This window comes from Microbulbifer zhoushanensis (assembly GCF_021729055.1).
Lineage (GTDB): Bacteria > Pseudomonadota > Gammaproteobacteria > Pseudomonadales > Cellvibrionaceae > Microbulbifer > Microbulbifer zhoushanensis.
Map to the genome: position 1 here is coordinate 497,189 of NZ_JAJSAO010000001.1, position 22,419 is coordinate 519,607.

Below are 22,419 nucleotides of genomic sequence, written 5' to 3' on the forward strand. Positions count from 1 at the left end.
GATCGATGGAGGTTGTCAGCAACAGTAACAACACGCTGGAGATACCGGGTTACCGCATCCTGAAGAAGATCAACCAGGGCGGGATGTCTACCGTGTACCTGGCGGTACAGCGCAGCGTGGGCCGGCAGGTGGCACTCAAGGTGATGTCGCCGGTCCTGAACGCCGACCCGATTTTCAGTGAGCGTTTCCAGCGCGAAGCCAATATTGTTGGCCAACTGTCACACCCCAATATTGTCGGCATCCACGATATCGGCCGCTTTCGCAGCCTCAACTATATCGCCATGGACTTTATGCCGGGCGGCTCTGTATCCGACCGGTTCTCCAACGGTGTCATCGACCCGATGGACGCCCTCAATATCACGCGGCAGATCGCCCTTGCCCTGGACCACGCCCACGGCAAGGGGTACGTACACCGGGACCTGAAACCGGAAAACATCCTCTTCAGGGAGGACGGGTCCGCGGTCCTGACGGATTTTGGCGTCGCCCGCGCCGTGGCGCGCACCACCCGTATGACCAGCAGTGGAATGGTGGTGGGCACCCCGCACTACATGAGTCCGGAGCAGGCACGTGGGGCGGCCATCGACGGCCGCGCCGATATCTACAGCCTCGGCATTGTTTTTTATGAAATGCTCACCAGTGTCGTGCCCTTCCAGGCCGATGAGGCGGTGGCCATCGCCATCAAACACCTCACCGACCCGGTGCCGCGCCTGCCGGCCCGGCACTCCCTGTACCAGGGATTGATCGACCGTTTCCTGGCGAAGGACCCGCAGGATCGCTTCCAGCGTGGACTCGATGTAGTCGACGCCATCGACCAGCTGATCGCCACGCTGGCGGGCAAGCCCTCGCCTCGTGCCACCCAGCTGAACAACACCGCCGTGCGTACCTCTAGCCTGGTGCGCGCCCTCATCATGACCCTGTACGGCACCGCCCGCGACCACATCGCCGCAGCCTGGGCCCGCTGGCGGGACAAACCCCTGCACACCAACCATCCGCGCGCCGAGCAGGCCACCATCATGCGGATCCAGGAGGTGATCCAGCAGGCCCCCAGGAAAAAAGTACAACAGTGGACCTTCGGCTCGGTAACCGCCGGCGGGCTGCTGGTCGCCTGGATCCTGTTCAGCCTGCTCAGCTACCAGTACGACTGGTGGTCGGATGATTCCGCTATTAGCAGTGCCAGCGAATTCACGGCAAGGTTACTGCTACCCGAACCACAGGACGATCCGGTAGACACACCCGAGGCACCCCCCGCCGGCGACTCCCAACCGGTCGCCGCTGCAGCAGCTACAACCGACCAGGGAAACCAGCAACCCGCCGGGGAGACTGACACCACTGGCCCGGCAGGGAATGAAGCCGAATCCGGAGCAGTCATTGCAGAGCAGCCAGCCGATTCACCCGGGGAAGCTGCAGGAGACACCCAACCAGCGGGGAGCGGATTAGTCGCGGACGCGACTGGCGCGGAGACCGGCGAGGATCCCGGGACTGGGGCTGGGACCGAGACAGCAGCCGAAGCAGCCCCGGGCGGTGCGGAAAAGTTCACGCTCAATGTCAGGACCCGCCCCGCCAACGCGCAGGTCCGGATCATGAATATTGCCCCCCGGTACGAGGCCGGCATGGCACTGGCGCCGGGACGCTACGATGTGGAGGTGAGCAGGCCCGGTTATAACACCGAACGCCGCTGGATCCAGATCAGCAATGCAGACCGGGATGTCTCCATCCGGCTCGCGCGCAGTTACCCGCGCGGCGAGGTATTGCGCCCTGCCCTTGCCGATGGTGGCAGCTCGCCCAGCCTGGTAATCGTTGGGCCCGGCAGCTTTACCATGGGAGATGACAAACGGGCTTCGGCGAGTCCCGAGCACCGGGTTTCCATTGAGCAGCCGTTCGCGATTTCCCGGCACGAAATCACCTTCAACCAGTACGACCGTTTCGCGGAAGCCACCGGTGCCGCACTGCCGGGCGACGAGGGCTGGGGCCGCGAGCACCGCCCCGTCATCAATGTTTCGTGGAGAGATGCACAGGCCTACACACGCTGGCTTTCGGAGCAGACCGGCAAACGCTTTCGCCTGCCAAGCGAGGCCGAATGGGAATACGCGGCCCGCGGCGGTGAAACGCAACCTTTCTGGTGGGGCGATGCAGACCCCAGGGGTAAGGCCAATTGCCGGCGTGGCTGCGACAGCGAATTCGTGGGCATTTTCCGGGCCGGCAGCGCTCCTGTAGGCCACTATGCGGCCAACGGCTTCGGGCTTTTTGATACTGCGGGCAATGTCGCCGAGTGGACCCGGGACTGCTTCGTGGCCGACTACCAGAATGCCCGCAGTGACGGCCAGCCGGCAAAGGTGAAAAACTGCAACCTGCGCACCGTGCGCGGCGGCTCCATGCGCGATCCGCTATACAACGTGAGTTCCGTGCACCGGGCCGGGCAAAACGAGATTTCCATGTCGAAAGAGATTGGGTTTCGTGTAGTCATGGAACTCGACTGAACCCGGGTGAATTACTGGACAGGAAACAGGCCGTGAGAAAGATCCCGCAATTTACGACTTACCTTCTGGTTGCCGGCCTTATGGCCGGCTGCAACGGCGTCGACTTCCGGACGAATGTGGGCCCCTATGCCAAGAGCCGTATCGCCAGCGCCGGAGTGCGGGAATACTCGCCCGTGGAGATCGGCCGCTACGATGCGGTTTCACTCGGCTTTGTGGATTCTTCTGCATGCCAGGACCGCATCGACGCACCGGAACCGGAGCGCTCGGACCTCGTTCGCAAGATGAAGCAACGGGTGCACGACATGGGCGGCAACGGCATTGTGGTAGAAAGCTGCGGCAAGGCTGCGCTGGGCACTTGCCGGGTGTACCTGGAATGTCGAGGCATGGCCTATTCAGTGCCCGAGCGCCAGAGCCGCCCTTAAACGGCCGGCGCTCCCCCCGTAAAGCGGTCAACCCCGGCGTATTTCCCAGACATTATGGATCTTCGGGTTGCGCTGGAAATCCCGGTCCAGCAGCTGGCTGGACAGTTCCCTCACCGCAAACTCTCCCGAGACACCCTCCCCCATCTTGAAACTGCGCAAGTTGTTGGAGAACAGCAGCGTCCCGGACGGTGCCAGCAGGGCCATGCACTGGCGAATCAGGGATTCATGGTCACGCTGGATATCGAGCACGCCACGCATCCTGGCAGAATTCGAGAAACTCGGCGGATCCAGGAAAATCAGGTCGTACTCCCCGCGGCGATTTTGCTGTGCGGACTGCAACCATTGCAGGCAATCCGCCTCTACCAGCTGGTGGCGGTACGGATCCAGGCCATTGCGACGGAAGTTACGTGCCGCCCAGGCCTGGTAGGTTTTGGACATATCGACGCTGGTACTCTGCGCGCACCCGCCCAGGGCCGCCTGCACTGTGGCGGTGCCGGTATAGCAGAACAGGTTCAGCAGTTTCTTGCCTGAAGCCAGCGTTCTCAGGTGTTGCCGGACCGGGCGGTGATCCAGGAATATCCCGGTATCGAGGTAATCCCAGAGATTAACCTCGAACTCGGCACCGTACTCCTCAACCCAGAAAGACCTGCCGGAGTCATCGCGACGCTGGTACTGGCTGCCACGGCCCTTGTGGCTGTGACGGCGTCGCTCCTTGATACTGATATTGCGTTGCGGGATGTCGAGCACCACTTCTACCGCGCGCACCAGTTCCCGCAGGCGGGCCCGGGCCTTTTCCTCGGGTATCTGTGCCGGGGCGCGGTACTCCTGCACGTGGGCGAAGTCTTCTCCCTCCAGTGAGCGATAGAGGTCAATTGCCGCGGCGTACTCGGGCAAGTCCGCGTCGTAAAGGCGGTAGCAGCTGAGACCGCCCTTGCGGGCCCATTTACCGGTTGTCCGGAGGTTCTTGCGTAGCCGGTTGGCCACCATCTCTGCCTCTGCCGACAGGCGCGGGCCGCCAGTACCAGCCTGCCCGCCAGCCTCCGCAGCGGCACGGATCTCGAACAGTAATAACTGGCTGGGGATACTGCCGTTGTAGAGTTTGTACTGCTTGTGGGAACGCAAGCCGGTAGCATGGCCAAGCTCTGGGTTCCCGGTAAAGATACCCACCAGCCAGCCCGGGAAGTCTGCCTTGAGCTGGCGTCCCAGCTCGGCATAGGTCTCCCGCAGGGCCTCCTGCTCTCCCAGGCGCTCTCCGTAGGGAGGATTGGTTAACACCAGGCCCGGCTTGATCTCGCGATGGCTGGGCACCTTGAAGGCGGCGACCGGCCGGCAACTGACCCGGACCTGGCGCTCCAGACCGGCCCGCGCAATATTGGCCTCAGCCGCGAACAGCACCTTGGCGTCGGCGTCATAGCCGCGGATCTCGGGAAGTTGCCGCTGCATGCCGTTCCGGCGGCGCTCCAGGGCCTCCTCCCGGAGGCGATTCCAGACATCACTCTGGTGGTTAAGCCAGCGCTCGAAACCAAAGCTCCCCCGCAACAGTCCCGGTGCAATATCCGCCGCCATCATGGCACCTTCAATCAAAATCGTGCCCGAGCCACACATGGGGTCGAGCAAGGCCCCGCCGTTTGCCGCAATATCCGGCCAGCCACTGCGCAGCAGCAGGGCCGCCGCCAGGTTTTCCTTGAGCGGCGCGGCGCCGATATGTGTGCGGTAGCCGCGCCTGTGGAGACTATCCCCACTCAGGTCGAGGGCAATATCGAGTGAATCCCGCTGCAGGCGCAGTGCAACTGTCAGGTCCGGTTGGTTCCGGTCTACCAACGGCCGCTCCCCGGTCTTCTGCCGAAGCCGGTCAACCACGGCATCCTTGGCCTTCTGCGCGCCGAACTGGCTGTTGCGAATTTCGCGGTTGGTACCGGAGAACTGCAGCCAGAGCTTGCCGCTGGGATTGATATGCTCCTCCCAGGGCAGTGCCGCCACTGCACGGTACAGGTCATCGGCAGTGCGCACTGTGGTCCGGTCGAGACGCAGCAACACCCGGTTCGCCAGTCGGCTCCAGAGGCAACACCGGTATGCCAGCTCCAGGTCACCGGCAAAATGCACCGCAGCCGGCTGCTCCCGCAACTCCACCGCGCCCAGGACCTGCAGTTCACTCGCAAGCAGGCCTTCGAGACCACGGGGGCAGGTTGCGGTCAGGGGGATCATATCTTTTGGCAAAACTTCTCTTCCACGCTCTATTTGCTGTTCAGAAACGGCTATAGCGGTTTCTTCTATCAATCAGGTTTTTGAGACCCAAGCGATCATTCACACAAAGGCAACATTCTGCTCTACTGGAAATCCAGATAAAACAAACGCCGGAACACAATTACCGGCAATCGCCAGAGTCAGGGCGGGAACCTGTGCAGCTCCCGGCAAACTGTTCCAGAGACCGGCTCCTGCGACCCACTTATTGCGCCCAGCGGCTGCTCCACAGCACAAAGCCAGAATGTGAAATTCAACGCCTCAGGCTGACCGGTCACCAATAAACGGTCCCGTACATACTATTTCCGGGGGCCATGAATGCTTAAAAATATACTTGATGCTGTCTTACCCGACAGGCTTACAGGCAACACTTGCCAATGACAGTCGCCTGTTTGCGTCCCGCGCTTCCAACCCGGGGAGAATGCTTGGATTCCCCGGTGGCCACAGTAATCTAGAAACAGCAATACAGAACTAACCACCAGGCGGCAACCCGGCCATAACTTTCACTAAGCTTAGGGATAAAGGACCATAAAAAGTACGCAAAGACCATCCGCGGGCCAGAAGGTCCGTAACAACCAGCCCAAACTGACCGAGAGGTGCTGTATACGATGAAACGCCAAAAACGTAACCAGTCCAGCAGAGCCTTTTGCAAGGGATACCTTGCCGCCACCCAGAGAAGACCCATGGACAGCTGTCCCTACATGAGCGGATACCTTCACCAGGAATGGGTAAATGGATGGCGCGACGGCCGCCAGGATTACTGGAACGGATTTGGGGACTCCACGAAGGCCCAGAAACTAGAAACCTACCGCACCGTAAGTACCAATATCCACCATCCCAACGGGTGGAGCACCGTCTGAATAAAGGCAGGCGCCCGGTGGCTGGGATCAGCCTCCGGGCGCGTTCCGGCCCGATTTATACCATCCCCCGACGCCCACCAGGGAACCCGACTCCAGGGTCCTAGCGATTCTCACCTTCCGCCTGGGGCTGGGCGGCAAGCTTTTTATCGATACCACCCTGGCGACGCAGCAGCGCAATCGCCTCGACCGCCTCGCGAATGACCGCCGGCCCGCGATAAATGAAGCCCGTGTAGATCTGTACCGCAGTGGCACCCGCGCGGACCTTCTCCACCGCACTCTCGCCATCAAAGATACCGCCGACACCAATAATCGGCAGGGCTCCCTGTAGCTCGACGGACAGGATCCGGATTACATTGGTCGACCGTTCCGCCAGCGGCCGACCACTCAGGCCGCCCTCTTCCTGGCCATGGGGTAAATCACTGACGGCTGACTTGTCGACAGTCGTGTTTGTGGCTATCACCCCATCGATCTCGTACTTGCGCAGTGCGGCGGCCACTTCGGCAATCGCCTCCTCCTCCATGTCGGGGGCAATTTTCACTGCCAGGGGGACATAGCGATCGCCATCCTGTGCCAGCTGCGCCTGCTTGGTCTTCAGCGCATCCAGCAGGCTATTGAGGCTTTCCCCGAACTGCAGGTCCCGCAGCCCCTTGGTGTTGGGGGATGAGACATTGGCGGTGATGTAGTCCGCGTACGGATAGACTTTCTCCATGCAGTGGCAGTAGTCGTCCGCTGCCCGCTCAACCGGGGTATCGAAGTTCTTGCCTACATTGATGCCCAGCACCCCGCCGTAGCGACGGCGACGCACGCGCTCCACCAGGTAATCCACGCCCTCGTTATTGAACCCCATCCGGTTGATGATCGCCTCGGCCTCTTCCAGGCGGAAGATCCGTGGCGAGGGGTTGCCGGGCTGTGGCCGCGGCGTCACTGTGCCGACCTCGACGAAGCCAAAACCCAGGGCGCCCAGCCCATTGAATGCCTGCGCATTCTTGTCGAGGCCTGCAGCCAGGCCTACCGGATTGGGCAGGGTCAGCCCCATGACCTCCACCGGGTCGTCGGCCGGCGGGTCAGCAAACAGTGACAGTAGTCCCAGCCGCTCCGCGGCCCCGATACCATCCATGGAAATATGGTGCGCCCGCTCCGGATCGAGGGCGAACAGGGCCTTGCGTAGATACGAATACATGCTCTCTCGTTACCTGAATGTCTTACCGTGTATCACTTATCCAGCCGGGATCTCGTCCGGATCCGTAAGGCTTTCCTGGTCGGCGGTGGCATTGGCCAGGTACATCAACTCCCGCAGGGCCACCGTGAACATCGCGAAATCCGTGCTCGGTGCTGCCCGCAGCTCGGCCAGGATGCCATTCCAGCGCTGGATTGCGGGCGCCATGATAGCCTTCCAGCGGTCCATCGCGCCATCCACATCGAGATCGCTCTCCGCCGCCAGGCGCAGGATGTTCACCGCCAGGCTGCTCAGCTGGTTGTCCAGGTCATCCATGCTGGTCTCGCGCGCCTGTGCATGCCAGAAGCTCTCCACCGGGAGGTCGATGATCTGGCCGCCGAACCAGGGCAGGTCCAGTGCGTCGGCCAGCTGGAAGTAGATCCGCGCCACCTCTTCCACCGGGCGGTTGCTGACCCGCGCCGACTCGGAGATACCCAGGGCGGAGTACAGGTAGGTGGGGGAAGCCGCAAGCAGTGCGACACCCTCCGGGATACCGCCAGCCAGCAGTTCCTCGTACTTCTCCTCCCACAACTGCCTGGGACGGCCGCTCAGGACCTCCGGCAGGGCCTTGATCACCCGCTGTACCGAATCCCGGTACGGCATCTGCCCATCAGTAGCATCCAGGTCACTGCGGCGATTGCGGATAAACCAGCGCGCGGCACGGCGCACGCGGCCGATCATCGAGTTCAGCAATTCCAGCTGCAGGTCTGCCGACACCTGGTAATCCAGCGCCGCGATAGCCTCCTGGAAGTCGTCCATGAGGTAGACGTCACGGGCACTGATGTAAGCGGCGGCGATGCTATCGATATCCGCTCCGGTTGCACCACTGATGCGGTGGTAGAAAGTGATCCCCATATTGTTGACCATCTCATTGGCCACCTGGGTCGCCACTATCTGGCGGCGCAGGGGATGGTCGTAAACCATCTCCCGGTAGCGCGCCACCAGCTCCTCGGGGAACGCCGATTCCACGGCTTCCAGCACCCGCGGGTTCTCGATGATCGCCGCCTCCAGCAGCTCTTCCTTGAGCTTCACCTTGACGTAGGAGATCAGTACCGACAGCTCGGGACGCGTCAGGTACTGCCCCTTGTTCTGGCGCTCGTTGATCTGCTCGTTGTCCGGGATAAACTCCAGTGCGCGGCGCAGGCGGCCCTCACTCTCCAGGGCGTTGATGGTGCGGCGATACTCGTCGAGGCGCTCCGGCACCTGCCGCTCGGCAACACTGAGGGCCTGGGTCTGCTCGTAGTTGTTGTGCAGCACCAGCTCCGACACCGACTCGGTCATTTCCTCCAGCATCTGGTTGCGCTGCTTGCCGGTGAGATCGCCATTGGCCACCACCTTGTCGAGGAGAATCTTGATATTCACCTCGTGGTCCGAACAGTCCACGCCGCCGGCATTGTCGATGAAGTCGGTATTACAACGGCCACCTTTCAGGGCGAACTCAATCCGGCCACGCTGGGTCATGCCCAGGTTCCCGCCCTCGCCAAACACGCGTGCACGGAGTTCATGGCCGTCCACGCGCAGGTTGTCGTTGGCCTTGTCGCCCACCTGCGGGTGTGATTCCGTCGAGCCCTTGACGTAGGTGCCAATGCCACCGTTCCAGATCAGGTCCACCGGGGCCTTCAGCATCGCGTTGATCAGCTCGTTCGGGTTGAGCTTGTCCGCCTCGATCGCAAAGGCCTCTTTCATTTCCGGTGTAATCGCGATCGACTTTGCACTCCGGTCAAAAATACCGCCGCCCTTTGAGATCAGCGAAGTATCGTAATCCGTCCAGCTGGACCGGGGCATATCAAACAGCCGCTTGCGTTCGGCAAAGCTGGTGGCGGCATCCGGGTTGGGGTCAACGAAAATATGCAGGTGGTTGAACGCGCCTTTCAGGCAGATGTGTTCGGACAGCAGCATGCCATTGCCAAAGACATCCCCCCCCATATCGCCAATGCCGATTACCGAGAAGTCCTCTTCCTGGACATTCACGCCCATCTCGCGGAAATGGCGCTGTACTGAGACCCAGGCGCCGCGGGCGGTGATCCCCATCTTCTTGTGGTCATAGCCCTGGCTGCCTCCGGATGCGAATGCATCACCCAGCCAGAAGTCGTATTCCGCGGCAATGCCGTTGGCGATATCGGAGAAGCTCGCGGTGCCCTTGTCCGCCGCCACAACCAGGTAGGGGTCGTCCGCATCCCGGCGTACCACCTGCTCGGGGGGCAGCACCTCGCCCTCCTTGAGGTTGTCGGTAATATCCAGCAGGCCGCGAATAAATGTCTTGTAGCAATTGATTCCCGCCTCGAGCATGGCTTCGCGACCACCATCCGACGGTGGGCGGCGCACCACAAAGCCGCCCTTGGCGCCACTGGGCACAATCACCGCATTCTTCACATTCTGGGCTTTCACCAGGCCCAGGACCTCGGTACGGAAATCCTCCAGCCGGTCGGACCAGCGCAGCCCGCCGCGGGCCACTTTGCCGCCCCGCAGGTGGACGCCCTCGACCTGGGGTGAGTAGACGAAAATCTCGAACTCCGGCCGCGGCTCCGGCAGGCCCGGGATATTGCGCGGGCTGAACTTGATGGAGATGTAATCCTTGGGTTTGTCGTCCTCGGCCGGCTGGAAGAAGTTGGTGCGCAGGGTGGCAAGGATCAGGTCCAGGTAGCGACGCAGTACCTGGTCCTCGTTCAGGTTGTCCACCTTGTCGAGGCCATCGTGGATCTTCTTCACCAGGCGCTCTACCCGCGTCTGGTCCTGCTTGTTGCTGCTGCCCACCCGCGGATCGAACATGGCCCGGAACAGGGCTACCAGGTTACGGGTAATCTCCACATGATTGGCGAGTGTGGCCGCGATATAGGGCTGGCTGCCGCTGAACTTGGTCTGCTTCAGGTAACGGGCGTAGGCACGCAGCATGGTGACCTCGCGCCAGTTCAGGCGCGCCGCCAGCACCAGCCGGTTGAAACCGTCACTCTCGGCAACACCATTCCAGATGGCCGCGAAGGCATCCTGGAACAGGTTGCGGGATGCCTGGGCATCGATGCGGGTCGGCAGGCCGAACTCCAGGTGGAACTCGTGCATCCATACATCGCTGACGCCTTTCGGCCGGATGGTATAGGGGAACTCGCCCATCACCCGCAGGCCCAGGTGCTCGAGCACCGGAATTACATCGGACAGTGGCAGGTTGCCGCCCCAGTTGAACACTTTGAAACGCAGGCTGCCCGGGGCAGCGCCCACCGGCTGGTAAAAGCTCATCGCGACGCGGTTGTGGGGGTTCAGCTCCGCCATTGAGGAGATATCCTGCACCGCGATACGAGGCTCGAAGTCCTCGCGGTAGCCGGCCGGGAAGGCGCGACCGTAGACACCGTAGAGTCGGTTGCCCTCTTCCTCGCCGTGACTCTCAACCAGGGACTTATGGAAAACGTCTTCCCAGGAACGGGTTATATCCACGATCTGCGCCTCCAGTCGCGCCTCGTCAATCTCCAGGGTCTCGGCCGGGTCGACCCGGAATACGAAATGCACCCTTGCAAGAATGGATTCAGAAAAATAAGTGGTAAATTCGGATTCACGGGCATCGATCGCCTTGGCGATATGCGCGCAGATCTCCTCGCGGACATCACTATTGAATTGTTCCCGCGGTACATAAACGGTTGCGGTAACAAACTTGCCAAAAGGATCGCGACGCATGAACAGCCGGATGTGGGCCCGCTCGTTCATGCTCAGCACGCCCATCACCGTATCGAACAATCCCTGTGTACTGCTCTGGAACAACTCATCCCGCGGAAAGGTATCCAGTATGCGGCGCAGCGCCTTGCCGTCGTGGCTGTGCGGGGAAAGACCGCTGGATTCCATAATCGAGGCGATCTTGCGGCGAATAATCGGGATCTTGACCGGGCTCTCGGTATAAACCGGCGAAGTATAGAGTCCCATGATCGCGGACTCGCCAATCACTTCACCTTCGGCATCGTAGCGCTTGATGGTCACATAATCGGAATAGGCGGCGCGATGAACCCGTGATTTCACCGAGGACTTGGCGAACGTCAGGTAGTTGGGCCCCTGGTAAAAACGCTGCTTGCCTTCGTTAAAGGCAGCTTCCGGGGTGGGTTCTGCTGACTCTTCTAGCTTCTTGAAAATACCCAGCCGGCGGTTCTCGACCTCACACAGGACCTTGCGATCCCCCTGCTGGGTAAATTCGTACTCGCGGTAACCGAGGAAGGTGAAGTTGCCATCGCGCATCCACTGCAGGAACGCACAGGCCTCCTGCAGGTTGGCGTCGTCCTCGGCCACGCCGTTATGCAGCTGGTCCTCCATGGCGCTGCAGGTATCCAGCATCGGCACATAGTCATCAACAACCAGCTCGACATCACCCAGCACGTCTTCCAGGGCCGATGACAGGTCGGCGTGGCGGCCAGCGGAGGTGTCCAGGTTGATTTCCACGTAGACCAGCGCCTCGGAAGTGGCGCCGACGGGCACGTCGTCATCGGGCTTGAGGCGGGGCAGCAGTTTCTTCAGCTTGCCCTTGGCGGTGCGCTCCAGATGCAGCACTGTACTCTTGATAGAGTGGATAACCGTATCGCGGCGGTTGATTTCGATACGGACGGAGTCCACCAGGAACGGCATATCCCGCTGCAGGACGCCCACCACCGTGTGGGAGCATTCCCAGCCGTCATCCTCGAGGCGGGGATTGAAAACCCGCACCTTCGGCTTGCCCGGGGTCCGCTGCTGGATAAAGTCCCACCAGGTGTAAATACAACCGTAGACATCGGCCATACGCCGGCCGGCAAGGTCCTCGAGCGGGTACTGGTGCAGGAACTGCTCGGCAAATGCCACCACCGGTTCCGCCTTGTCACCCAGCTTCTCGCGGATTAATACGCTGACCTGTTCAACCAGCTCCTCGCGGCTATCGGTGATCACCGTGGCCATATTCACACAAAACCTCCAAAGTTCACTCAGTGGCGCCGGCAGGAATGGTTGGCCGGCTTATCCTTATAGTCTTCGCAGCTTGTGGCCGCGCATCATCATCGCCTTGGCCGCCCGCCAGCTGGTATGGGCCTGGCTGGGCGGCGAACTTTTGAGCAGACCGGCAGCCTAATGCAACCGGCGGTTGCCTCTCCGCTGTGTGCCGCTAGAATCAACGGAATCACGTCTCCGGTCGCGGGCGACTATATATAAAAGATGATAGATAGCCGCCCGCGGGAAAGGGAGCAGGACCATCCTCGACAGAAGAGACATTATGGAATCGACGACGCAAGATATCAGGGATCGCGTTAGGGCCCTGGGCGAATGGCTGGAACAGCAGATCATCGGCCAGGAAACACTGGTCAACCGCATACTCATCGCCCTGCTGGCGGATGGCCACCTGCTGGTGGAAGGTGCGCCGGGCCTGGCGAAAACCAAGGCAATCAAGACGCTCGGCGATGCTATTGAGGGAGATTTTCATCGCGTCCAATTTACGCCGGACCTGCTGCCGGCGGATATTACCGGCACCGATATCTACCGACCGGAAACCGGAGAGTTCCATTTTCAACCAGGGCCAGTGTTCCACAACCTGGTGCTGGCGGATGAGATCAACCGCGCGCCGGCGAAAGTCCAGTCCGCCCTGCTCGAGGCCATGGCCGAGCGCCAGATCAGTGTCGGCCGCAAAACGTATCCGCTGCCCCAGCTGTTCCTGGTGATGGCCACACAAAACCCTATCGAACAAGAGGGTACCTATCCGCTGCCTGAGGCACAATTGGACAGGTTCCTAATGCAGGTGAATCTTGCCTATCCCGATGCTGGCGCGGAAGCAAAAATATTGCGACTGGCCAGATCCGAGGCCAGTATTGGCGAAAATCGCCCTACCGCCGTGGTCAGCCAGGAAGAGGTTTTCCGCGCCCGCAACCAGGTGCTCGAATTGCAGATGGTGGAGGCCGTCGAGACCTATATTGTCCAGCTCGTCATCGCCACCCGCGAGCCGGCGAAGTATGACAGCGAGCTCGCCAGCTGGCTAGATTTCGGTGCCAGCCCCCGGGCCACGATTGCCCTGGACCGCTGCTCCCGCGCGCGCGCCTGGCTCGCCGGCCGCGACTTCGTCACCCCGGACGATGTGATGGAAGTCGCGCCCGATATCCTGCGCCATCGCCTGTTACTGAGCTTTGAGGCCGAGGCTGCCGGCATAACCGCGGACCAGGTGATCCAGCGGCTGCTGCAACTGGTGCCGGCAATCTGATGCCAAAAGCGGTTTCCCATATCGAACTCAGCCCCCGGGGCGCCTATCCCGAAGTGACGCCACTGGTGAAGCTACGTTACATCGCGCGCCAGCTGCAGATGTTCCAGCCCCGCCTGGCCCGCAGCGACCAGGCCGGCGGGCTGCTGACCCGTTATCGCGGCCGCGGGATGAATTTCGAGGAAGTACGCAACTACCAGGCCGGCGACGATGTGCGCTCGATCGACTGGCGCGTAACCGCCCGCACCGGCGAGACCCACACCAAGCTTTACCAGGAAGAGCGCGAGCGCCCGGTGGTCATCCTGGTGGACCTGCGATCGCCGATGTTCTTCGGCAGCCGCCGCGCGTTCAAGTCGGTGGTGGCGAGTGGTATCGCCGCGGCCCTGGGCTGGGCCGGCCTGCACCACAGCGATCGCATCGGCGCCATACTGTTTACCGACGATGGTATCGATACCGTGCGCCCGCGCCGCAGCCACCACGCGGTGCTGGCAATGATCCACGCGATGGTCGAACTCGCCGGGGAATTGCGCAACCCGGTACCCGCCCCCGGCAGCCAACCGCTCACGGTCCTGCTGGAAGAGGCACGGCGTATCAGCCGCCCGGGTACCGCACTGTTCCTGATATCCGATTGCCACGACCTCGATGACAGCTGCGCCCAGGCCCTGTACCTGCTGACCCGCCACGCCGACCTGCAGGTGCTCCGCATCACGGACCCCCTTGAGCTCAACCTGCCCCGGGAGTCGCTCACCATCTCGGACGGTCGCCAGCGCACCTTCCTCAATGGCAATAACCGGCCACTGCGGGAGCACTTCGCCGAGCGCCAGGCGGGAGCGCGGGAGGCCGTGGAGCAACTGTGCCGGCGGCACCGGTTGCCGCTGCTCGACTTCGACACCAGCGAACCGCTGGTGCCTGCCCTGCTCAGTTACTTCGGCACCCGCCAGCCGGATACCTCCCCGCGCGGCTCCACAGCCGATAAGGTGGTGGTCCCATGAGGATCCCCATCGCCCAGCAGGCACCGGCCCAGCCGCCCCTTTCGCCAGAGCAACAGGAACTGCTGGCACAGCTGCGGGATATTCACGAGCCGGCACCACTGGCCTGGTGGCCGCCTGCGCCGGGCTGGTGGTTGCTGGCCGCCCTGGTGGTGGCAGCGGTGATCCTGGCCGCACTGTGGATACAGCATGCACGGGACCGGGTGCGCCGTGGACGCTACCGGCAGGAGGCGGTTCGCCTGCTGCAGGAAGTCGATATTGAAAGCCCCCGGGCAACCGAAGAGCTCAATGAGATCCTCAAGCGGGTGGCCGTCGCCAGCTACGGCCGCCGCCGCGCCGGCACCCTGACCGGCAGGCAATGGCTCTCTTTCCTGGAACAGAGTGGCGGCAGGCCCTGCCCGCCCATGGCACAGCAAGCGCTACTGGAACAGCTTTACCGACGCGACGCATTCGACGCGGATGCCAACAGCGCCCTGCAGCAGTTCGCCATCGACTGGGCCAGGTCGCACAAAACCCGTATTGATGATGCCCGGAGCACAAACATAACGGAGGCCCAAAGTGTTTGAGTTCGCTCTGCCCTGGGCCTTCCTGTTACTGCCCCTGCCGCTGCTGACCCGGCAGCTGCTGCCCCGCTCCCGGCCGCTGGACAGCGCCCTCAAGGTGCCCTTCTATGCCGAGCTCTCCCAGCGCGGCAGCGGCACCCCGGGGAAAATGGCCAACCTGCTATTGCTGTGGCTCCTGTGGCTGCTGCTGGTCGCGGCAGCCGCGCGGCCGCAGTGGTATGGCGAGCCGATTACGCAGACCAGCAGTGCCCGCGACCTGCTGCTGGCGGTGGACATTTCCGGCAGTATGGAAACCCCGGACATGCTGCTCAATGGGCGACCGGCAATGCGTATCGATGCCGTCAAGCGGGTTGTGGGTGACTTTGTCGAACGGCGCCAGGGCGACCGCCTGGGCCTGGTGCTGTTCGGCACCCGCGCCTACCTGCAAGCGCCACTCACCTATGACCGGGAAACCGTGGGTACCCTGCTGCAGGAGGCGCAGATCGGCTTTGCCGGCCAGGGCACCGCAATCGGCGACGCCATCGGCCTGGCGGTTAAACGCCTCACCCAGCGCCCCGCCGAGCAGCGGGTCCTGATCCTGCTGACTGACGGCGCCAACACCGCCGGCGAAGTCGCCCCCCTCAAGGCCGCTGAACTCGCCCAGCAGGCCGGCGTCACTGTATACACCGTGGGCGTGGGCGCGGAGGAAATGGTACGCCCCGGATTACTGGGCAGCCGTTTCGGGTCGCGGCGCATCAACCCGTCCCGGGACCTGGACAGCGAAACCCTGCAGGCTATTGCCGACCGTACCGGCGGGCAATATTTCCGCGCCCGGGACCCGGCGGAACTGGCGCGCATTTATGAAGAGCTGGATCGCCTGGAGCCTGTGGAGCAGGAGGCCGCTTCCTACCGTCCGCTGCGCTCACTGTATATCTGGCCCCTGGCAGCAGCCCTGTTGCTGGCACTGCTCTGGGCACTGGTACCCCTGGCCCGCTCGGGCATCACATTCCTCGCCGGACGAGTTGGCATAAGACAGCGCCAGCGCGGGGAGGAACTGACATGAACCTGCTGGCCGACCTGCAACAGTTTCATTTCCTGCGGCCGTACCTGTTACTGCTCCTGCTGCCGGCCGCACTCGCGTGCTGGGGCCTGGCGCGAACGGTGTTCAACAGCGGCCAGCTGCAGAAGCTGGTAGATGCCGACCTGCTCCCCCACCTGTTACTGCGGGGCGGGTCACGCCGCCCGCTGCTTTTTTCGCTGATCTTCCTGCTACTGGCGGGCATGATCATCGCACTCGCCGGGCCCACCTGGCGCAAGCTGCCGACCCCCGTATTCAGCAACCAGGATGCCCTGGTGATACTGCTGGACCTGTCCCCGTCGATGATGGCCACCGACCTGTCACCGGACCGCCTTACCCGGGCACGGCTGAAAGTGCTGGACATCCTCAAGCAGCGGGAGGACGGGCTGACGGCCCTGGTCGCCTATGGCGGCGAGGCCCACGTTGTCACGCCATTGACGGAAGACACCGCCACCATCGCCAACCTGGTACCGGCGCTGTCACCGAAAATCATCCCCGTACCGGGAAGCAATATTGAAATGGCTGTGGAAGCGGCGATCCGCCTGCTACAGGATGGCGCCAACGGTCGCGGCCGTATCCTCGCCGTGACAGATGGTATTGACGACGCGGCGCTGGGCCCCCTGGCACAGATGATCGACAGTTCGGCCATCGATTTTTCCGTACTCGCCGTGGGCAGTGGCGAGGGCAGCCCGATCCCGCGGGGTAACGGCGGTGGGTTTATCACCGACGCTAACGGCGCCATCGTGATTGCCGGCTACGATGAGGGCCAGCTGCGCAAGCTCACCCGCAAGGGCGGCGGCCGCTTCGCAGAAATTGCCGTAGACGACCGGGACATCACGCACCTGATGGCCCGGGGAGAAACGCCCGAGCAAGCCGCCCTCACCGAACGCGAATTCGACCAGTGGCGTGAGGAGGGACCCTGGCTGGTGCTGCTACTGCTCCCCCTTGCCGCCCTGCTTTTCCGGCGCGGGGCCCTGGCCTGCACCCTGCCACTGGCACTGACATTGCCAATGACCCTGGCGCTACCCGAGCCGGCCACTGCGGATGGATCGCGCCAGGCCCAGGCTGACAGCCAGGCCGATATACCCCAACCAGGCGGGACCCGGCCCGATTCCGCCCGGGCCGGAGCATCGCGATCAGGCGGGCTGTGGCAGGACCTGTGGCTGCGCGAGGACCAGCAGGCCCGTCGCCTGCTGGAACAGGGCAACCCGGGACAGGCAGCAGAGCTATTCGAGGACCCCCAGTGGCGCGGCACAGCGAAGTACCGCGCCGGGGACTTCCCCGCTGCCGCCAAGCAGTTTTCCCGCGGCGGCAGCGATCCCGAAAGCCTGTACAACCTGGGCAACAGCCTTACCCGCCAGGGACGCTTCGACGAGGCCATCGCCGCCTACGACGAGGCTCTCGAGCGGCAACCGGCATTCCCGGACGCCGAACACAACCGCGAGATCGCCCGCAAGCTCCGCGAACAGCAGAAAAAGCAGCAGGAGCAGCAACAGCAATCACAGCAGGGCCAGCAACAACAGCAGCAGTCCGGGGACCAGCAGCAGCAGGGCCAGCAGCAACAGGACCAGCAGGGGCAACAACAGGGCGAGCAGCAGTCCGGCTCCCAATCCGGCCAGTCTTCCCGGGAACAGGAGCAACAGGCTGGCAAAGACTCACAGTCCGGTAGCGAAGAAGAACAGCAGCAAAGCCAGCAACAACAGTCCCAGGGCGGCCAGGGCGAAGAAACCGACCAGGAAAGCGATTCGCAGCAGAAACAGCCAACCGCCGAAAACGCGCTCGACCCGGAAACGCAGCAGGCCCTGGACCAGTGGCTCCGACAAATTCCCGATGATCCCGCCGGACTGATGCGGGAGAAATTCAAGTATGAGAGCCTGCAACGCCGGCGCGAGTACCGCACTGGCGACTGGAAGCCGCCGGAGAACGGAGCCACAGAAAGATGGTAGCCTCACCTTCCCAATTCGCCGTAGGAGCGGCCCATGGCCGCGAAAAACCAGGAGAACCCTTTAGCTGCATGTTCAGAGTCACCCTGCTGCTCATCGCAACCATGCTACTGCTCCTGGCCAACACCGCCGCCGCGGACAGCGAGCTCACCGCCACCGTCGACCGCAATACCATCGGTGTGGATGAGACTTTGAACCTGCGCCTGCGCTATTCGGGCAAGGAGAGTGGTGGCCAGCCGGACTTCGAGCTGCTGGAGCAGGATTTCGATATTCTCTCACGGCAGCAGTCCAACCAGTACCGTGTAATCAACGGACGCGCCGAGAGTTATGTGGAATGGATGCTCACCCTCGCCCCCAAGCGCGAGGGCCGGCTGTTCGTCCCCTCCCTTCACCTCCACGGCCAGGTATCAGATGCCATCCCCATTACCGTCACCGAGGCCGGCTCGGCCCCGGACAGTGAGGACCGCAAGGCATTCCTGGAAGTGGAACTGGACAAGGAGCAGCTCTACGTTCAGGAACAGCTGCTGGTGAAAGTGCGCCTGTATACTGTCATTGGCCTGCACGACATCTCCACTGAGCCGCTACAGATTCCCGGCGCCCATATCGAGAAAGTGGATGAGCAGCGCTATGAGCGACGCATAAATGGTGTCGGGCACGCCGTCTACGAACTGACCTACGCCATCTTCCCGGAGAGCTCGGGCAAATTGCGTATCCCCGCCCTCACCTACGTCGCGGTGGCCGGCCGGCGCGACCCCTTCTCCCTGTTCAATCGCAATACCCAGCGGCTGCGCCTGCGCTCCGAGGCAAAGGAGATCGAGGTACTGCCAAAGCCGGACAGCTATAGTGGCGAGCACTGGCTCCCGGCCGCCAGCCTGGGCATTGTCCAGAGCTGGAGCCAGGATCCCGACAGTTTCAAGGTGGGCGAGCCCATCACCCGAATCATCACCATCCGCGCCGAAGGGCTGCGCGCCGCACAGCTGCCACCGTTGCCCAAGATCAATGTGGATGGGCTCAAGACCTATCCCGACCAGCCCCAACAGGATGACCAGGCCGGCGCCAACGGCATCAGTGGCAGCCGCATCGAGACCACTGCCATCGTCGCCACCAAGCCCGGCGAGTACCGGCTACCCCCGGTGACCCTCAGCTGGTGGGACACCAAGTCCGGGCGCCAGCGCGTGACCCAGCTGCCCGCGTTCCGGTTTACCGTCAGCGGTACACCCGCGGCTATGGGCAGTAACGGCAGTCCAACCGCCCTGCCCGGTCCGGCCCGCACCAGCCAGCTACCCGCCGAGAACTTCTGGCGCACCCTGGCCATTGCCGCCGTGGCCTCGCACCTGTTGTGGATTTTCTACTTCTGGTGGTTCCGGCGGCATTTGGTGGCCCCCGCACCTGTTAAGCCCAAAAAGATAACACCGGATGCCCGAAGGCAAGCCGAGCAACTACTGGCGGCTGCCGAAAATGGAGATCCGGCACAACTACAGGATGGGCTGAAAAACTGGCTCCAGGCCCGCTGGCCCGATCTTAGAGGCAAGAGCTTTCAGGAGGCACGGGGAATTCTGGACTTCGACGAATTAGACAAGCTACACGCGCTACTGGATAACGCTCTCTACGTGCAACCGCCACGGCCATTGAATCGTCAGCAGGTAGGTATATTAGTGCGAAGACTACTTAAGCGAGAAAGAAAAAGAATGAATAACAAGCGTGCTGGCGCCCTACCTGAATTATTCACATAAATCATTCTGGCCGCGGCCTCACCCCTCCGCGCTAGTAGATACCCGAACTTTTTATCCGTTCAACTTAGCCTATCATTCGTCATGCTAAGCTAAATGCTGCGGGTAACTACCTCACGCAACCCCAACTGCAAGCTTTGCTCCGCTCGCCAACCCAGCATATTCGAGACTTTTGAAGTATCCACAAGCATATCCGCTGTTAGAGCGTCAGCGAGGGACTTACGGCCAACAGCCAAAAACCCTGCCCTCAGAAGTCTTGCAGGCACAGGCCAACTACGGAGACCAACTCCAAGCTCATGGGCGATAATCTCACATAGCTCCAAAGTCGATACGCGCTCAGGATTCGCTAAATGAAAGGTTTCGCCTGCGGCCTCACCATGGTGGGATGCTAGTGCTATCCCATCAACTAAGTTTTTGAGGGTTATAAACTGACGCTGGTTATTAATTTTAGAAAAAGGCAACGGGACTCGCAGCTTGATCGCACGAATCAGGCTCTCAACATTCCCCTTTACGCCAGGACCAATAACAGCAGGGAAACGCAATATAATCAGCTGCATACCAGCACTGCGGGCAAATGCTTCAAGCTTCTCCTCGGCCAACCCCTTGGAAAGGGTATAGGCATTATGGGGGGAAAGAGCACGAGACTCATCAACAGCAGATGAAGAGCTTGCCCCTAGAACCCCAATTGAGCTTGCAAAAACAAATCTTTTAACTCCTTGGGAGTGAGCCTCTTTTGCCAACTCCAATGTACTCTCGGCATTATCCCGATTGAAACCAACCCTATCCGAGAAACCCCGGCCTCTAACATGCACCCGGGCTGCCAGATGAATCACCGTGTGTACATCAGCCAGCGCCCCACCCATTCGATCACCCAATCCCCAATAATAATCCGCCTCAGCATCTGTCTTTGCCGTTCCACCCACAGCTATCACAGATTTTCCAGAAGTCCTTAAACGAGAGACCAGTGCGCTGCCCACCATTCCCGTTGCACCCGTCACCAGAAATCGATTGCCAGTCATCGGTTCAACCTTTTTAAAAAGGCGCGCAAAGCATAAGAAACGAAACTTGGGATAGCCTCACTCAAAGGAAGTAACTCAAAATCCCTATAGACACGCCATGTATAACGGGCGGCACTCAATTTATTAGAGGAGAGAGATCCTGCTCTAACTCTGTAGTAGGTTAAGGGTTCATTAATTCCATGCGCAAGCGCTCCCTCCCGGAGCAACTTGAGCCAAAAAGCAAAGTCTTGACGCTTTCTAATATCTGGCATTAATGGCCTACCCAGAGCATCGTAGTCAATCAGCACGCTTGAGCACACTATAAGTGGGTTAGCAAGGAGGGTATTGTAATTAACCTCGAGCTCGACGGCCTGCATTGCCCCAAATGGACACCCTGTGGAATCGACTTTCTGGACTGCGGTGTAAGTAAGCTGAGCACCCCTACTCTTTAAAGCAGACAATTGACGCTTTAGCTTTTCACAGTGCCAAAGATCATCACCATCAATAAAGGCCACATAACGAAATCGTGCAGCCTCAAGCCCCAAGTTTCGAGCACCGGCCCCACCGAGGTTCTTCCTGCTGTTAAGCACCCTCACTCTCGGATCAACAGCACAAAAACTTTCTACAACGTCACATGTTCGATCTGTAGAACTATCATTAACAATGATGAGCTCAAGCTCTGAATGACTCTGCTGGAGGACTGACTCAATTGCTTCCTGAATAAAGGGAGCCACATTGAAGGCAGGCATTATAACACTGATGCTGTTATCGAATTTTTTTGGCATCTAGGATTTCCACCCCACCCCAGTCACACATAAATCAATTAAACCCATGAAATAAAAAACAACTACCGGCGCTCTGGCTCTCTGCCTAAAGCAACACGAATCAACTCTATAAGCTCAACGCCCCAGACCCGCAAATATACAAAACTTGCAATTACCCGATATTTGAAAGGAAATTGGCGGTTTCTTAAGAGGCGAATTGCTGTTATTCCAGGAGACACTATAGTGCGAAAATACACCCATAACTTGTGCTGCAGCGTTCGACGCGTAAGCTGACCTCCCTTAACCCTTCGCGCCTTAGTCGCAATCTCTTTCCAGCTTGTCCTAGTCCTATGCCTCACAACCGCAGAATCGACATATACGATCTTAAAACCACTTTTACCGGCACGGCGACAAAAATCTGCATCACCTCCGGAGTAAAGTTGCTCGTTAAACCCACCAACCCGATTTATCATGGCCCTAGAAGCTGCGAGGTTCGCAGTTGCGGCATACCCCCTGCTAACATAGTGTGCCTGGGGAATACCTCTCACCATGTCATAAATTTCGTATACGGAAGGAGACTCCTTATCAATTGAATCAACCCTGCCGGCAACGAACTCGTTACCACACCGCCCAAAAACTCCTGCTTTCGCAATCTCACTAAGCCAATTCCTGGAAGGCAAGCAATCTGCATCGGTAAAAACCAGCCATTCCCCACGCGAATGCTGAACACCGAAATTTCTCGCAGCGTAGGCACCAGGAGTTTCACAGTGGAGGATCCTTACGCCATCTGGCAGGTCAGCAGGAACGTGAATCCCCCGGGAGCCATTATCAACTAGCACAACCTCAACCTTATCCATCGGATACGACTGCGAGTAAAGACAATTGAGGAGTTCAGGTACAAACTTCCACTGCTCAAAAATCGGAATAATGATAGATATCTCAACACACATAGAAGAAGTTCCAGCAGCTAGTTCCAAA

15 protein-coding genes are annotated in these 22,419 nt (G+C 60.7%); 9 read left to right on the forward strand and 6 right to left on the reverse strand.

Features of this window, described 5'->3' with window-relative positions; genetic code table 11:
• Positions 1-5 precede the first annotated feature (5 nt).
• Positions 6-2,477, forward strand: a complete 2,472-nt coding sequence (locus LVD10_RS02160) for a bifunctional serine/threonine-protein kinase/formylglycine-generating enzyme family protein (RefSeq protein WP_237061637.1) — start codon at positions 6-8, stop codon at positions 2,475-2,477.
• Positions 2,478-2,509: 32 nt separating this feature from the next.
• Positions 2,510-2,899: a hypothetical protein gene (locus tag LVD10_RS02165; RefSeq protein ID WP_232942789.1), complete on the forward strand. Its 390-nt coding sequence runs from the start codon at positions 2,510-2,512 to the stop codon at positions 2,897-2,899.
• 27 nt (positions 2,900-2,926) lie between these two features.
• Here the strand turns inward: LVD10_RS02165 and rlmKL are convergent, their stop codons facing one another.
• Entirely contained in the window at positions 2,927-5,104 is a 2,178-nt protein-coding gene (gene rlmKL / locus LVD10_RS02170; protein ID WP_237061874.1) for a bifunctional 23S rRNA (guanine(2069)-N(7))-methyltransferase RlmK/23S rRNA (guanine(2445)-N(2))-methyltransferase RlmL, read from the reverse strand.
• Positions 5,105-5,748: 644 nt separating this feature from the next.
• On the opposite strand from rlmKL, the gene rmf reads away from it, so the two are divergent.
• Positions 5,749-6,000, forward strand: coding sequence for a ribosome modulation factor (rmf, locus tag LVD10_RS02175; protein ID WP_232942790.1), 252 nt, complete (start codon positions 5,749-5,751; stop codon positions 5,998-6,000).
• 100 nt (positions 6,001-6,100) lie between these two features.
• Here rmf and LVD10_RS02180 read toward each other — a convergent pair whose 3' ends face one another.
• Positions 6,101-7,180: a quinone-dependent dihydroorotate dehydrogenase gene (locus tag LVD10_RS02180; protein ID WP_237061639.1), complete on the reverse strand. Its 1,080-nt coding sequence runs from the start codon at positions 7,178-7,180 to the stop codon at positions 6,101-6,103.
• Between the two features lie 36 nt (positions 7,181-7,216).
• Entirely contained in the window at positions 7,217-12,115 is a 4,899-nt protein-coding gene (locus LVD10_RS02185) for an NAD-glutamate dehydrogenase (RefSeq protein WP_233006756.1), read from the reverse strand.
• Positions 12,116-12,425: 310 nt separating this feature from the next.
• Between LVD10_RS02185 and LVD10_RS02190 the strand changes: the two genes are divergently transcribed.
• The 6 genes from LVD10_RS02190 (at position 12,426) to LVD10_RS02215 (ending at position 19,682) form a co-directional block, all read left to right on the forward strand.
• Positions 12,426-13,400 (forward strand): AAA family ATPase, encoded by a 975-nt coding sequence (locus tag LVD10_RS02190; protein ID WP_232942792.1) that lies wholly within the window; start codon positions 12,426-12,428, stop codon positions 13,398-13,400.
• Positions 13,400-14,389 carry a DUF58 domain-containing protein gene (locus tag LVD10_RS02195; RefSeq protein ID WP_232942793.1) on the forward strand — a complete coding sequence of 330 codons (990 nt, stop codon included), beginning with the start codon at positions 13,400-13,402 and terminating at the stop codon, positions 14,387-14,389. The genes LVD10_RS02190 and LVD10_RS02195 overlap by 1 nt, the downstream gene beginning before the upstream one ends.
• Complete coding sequence (locus LVD10_RS02200; protein ID WP_232942794.1) at positions 14,386-14,952, forward strand: DUF4381 domain-containing protein; 567 nt, start codon at positions 14,386-14,388, stop codon at positions 14,950-14,952. Before LVD10_RS02195 ends, LVD10_RS02200 begins: the two co-directional genes overlap by 4 nt.
• Complete coding sequence (locus LVD10_RS02205) at positions 14,945-15,991, forward strand: vWA domain-containing protein (RefSeq protein WP_237061641.1); 1,047 nt, start codon at positions 14,945-14,947, stop codon at positions 15,989-15,991. The genes LVD10_RS02200 and LVD10_RS02205 overlap by 8 nt, the downstream gene beginning before the upstream one ends.
• The gene (locus tag LVD10_RS02210) at positions 15,988-17,952 is read left to right on the forward strand and encodes a VWA domain-containing protein (protein ID WP_237061643.1); all 1,965 of its coding nucleotides are present in this window, start codon (positions 15,988-15,990) and stop codon (positions 17,950-17,952) included. Before LVD10_RS02205 ends, LVD10_RS02210 begins: the two co-directional genes overlap by 4 nt.
• Before the next feature lie 68 nt (positions 17,953-18,020).
• Positions 18,021-19,682, forward strand: coding sequence for a BatD family protein (locus LVD10_RS02215; RefSeq protein WP_237061644.1), 1,662 nt, complete (start codon positions 18,021-18,023; stop codon positions 19,680-19,682).
• A gap of 89 nt (positions 19,683-19,771) precedes the next feature.
• Here LVD10_RS02215 and LVD10_RS02220 read toward each other — a convergent pair whose 3' ends face one another.
• The 3 genes from LVD10_RS02220 to LVD10_RS02230 all read right to left on the reverse strand — a co-directional run bounded on the left by LVD10_RS02220 (position 19,772) and on the right by LVD10_RS02230 (position 22,391).
• Positions 19,772-20,698 carry an NAD-dependent epimerase/dehydratase family protein gene (locus tag LVD10_RS02220; protein ID WP_237061645.1) on the reverse strand — a complete coding sequence of 309 codons (927 nt, stop codon included), beginning with the start codon at positions 20,696-20,698 and terminating at the stop codon, positions 19,772-19,774.
• Positions 20,695-21,462, reverse strand: a complete 768-nt coding sequence (locus tag LVD10_RS02225) for a glycosyltransferase family 2 protein (protein WP_237061646.1) — start codon at positions 21,460-21,462, stop codon at positions 20,695-20,697. Before LVD10_RS02225 ends, LVD10_RS02220 begins: the two co-directional genes overlap by 4 nt.
• Positions 21,463-21,524: 62 nt before the next feature.
• On the reverse strand, positions 21,525-22,391 hold the full coding sequence (locus LVD10_RS02230) for a glycosyltransferase (protein ID WP_237061648.1): 867 nt from the start codon (positions 22,389-22,391) through the stop codon (positions 21,525-21,527).
• Between the last annotated feature and the right edge of the window lie 28 nt (positions 22,392-22,419).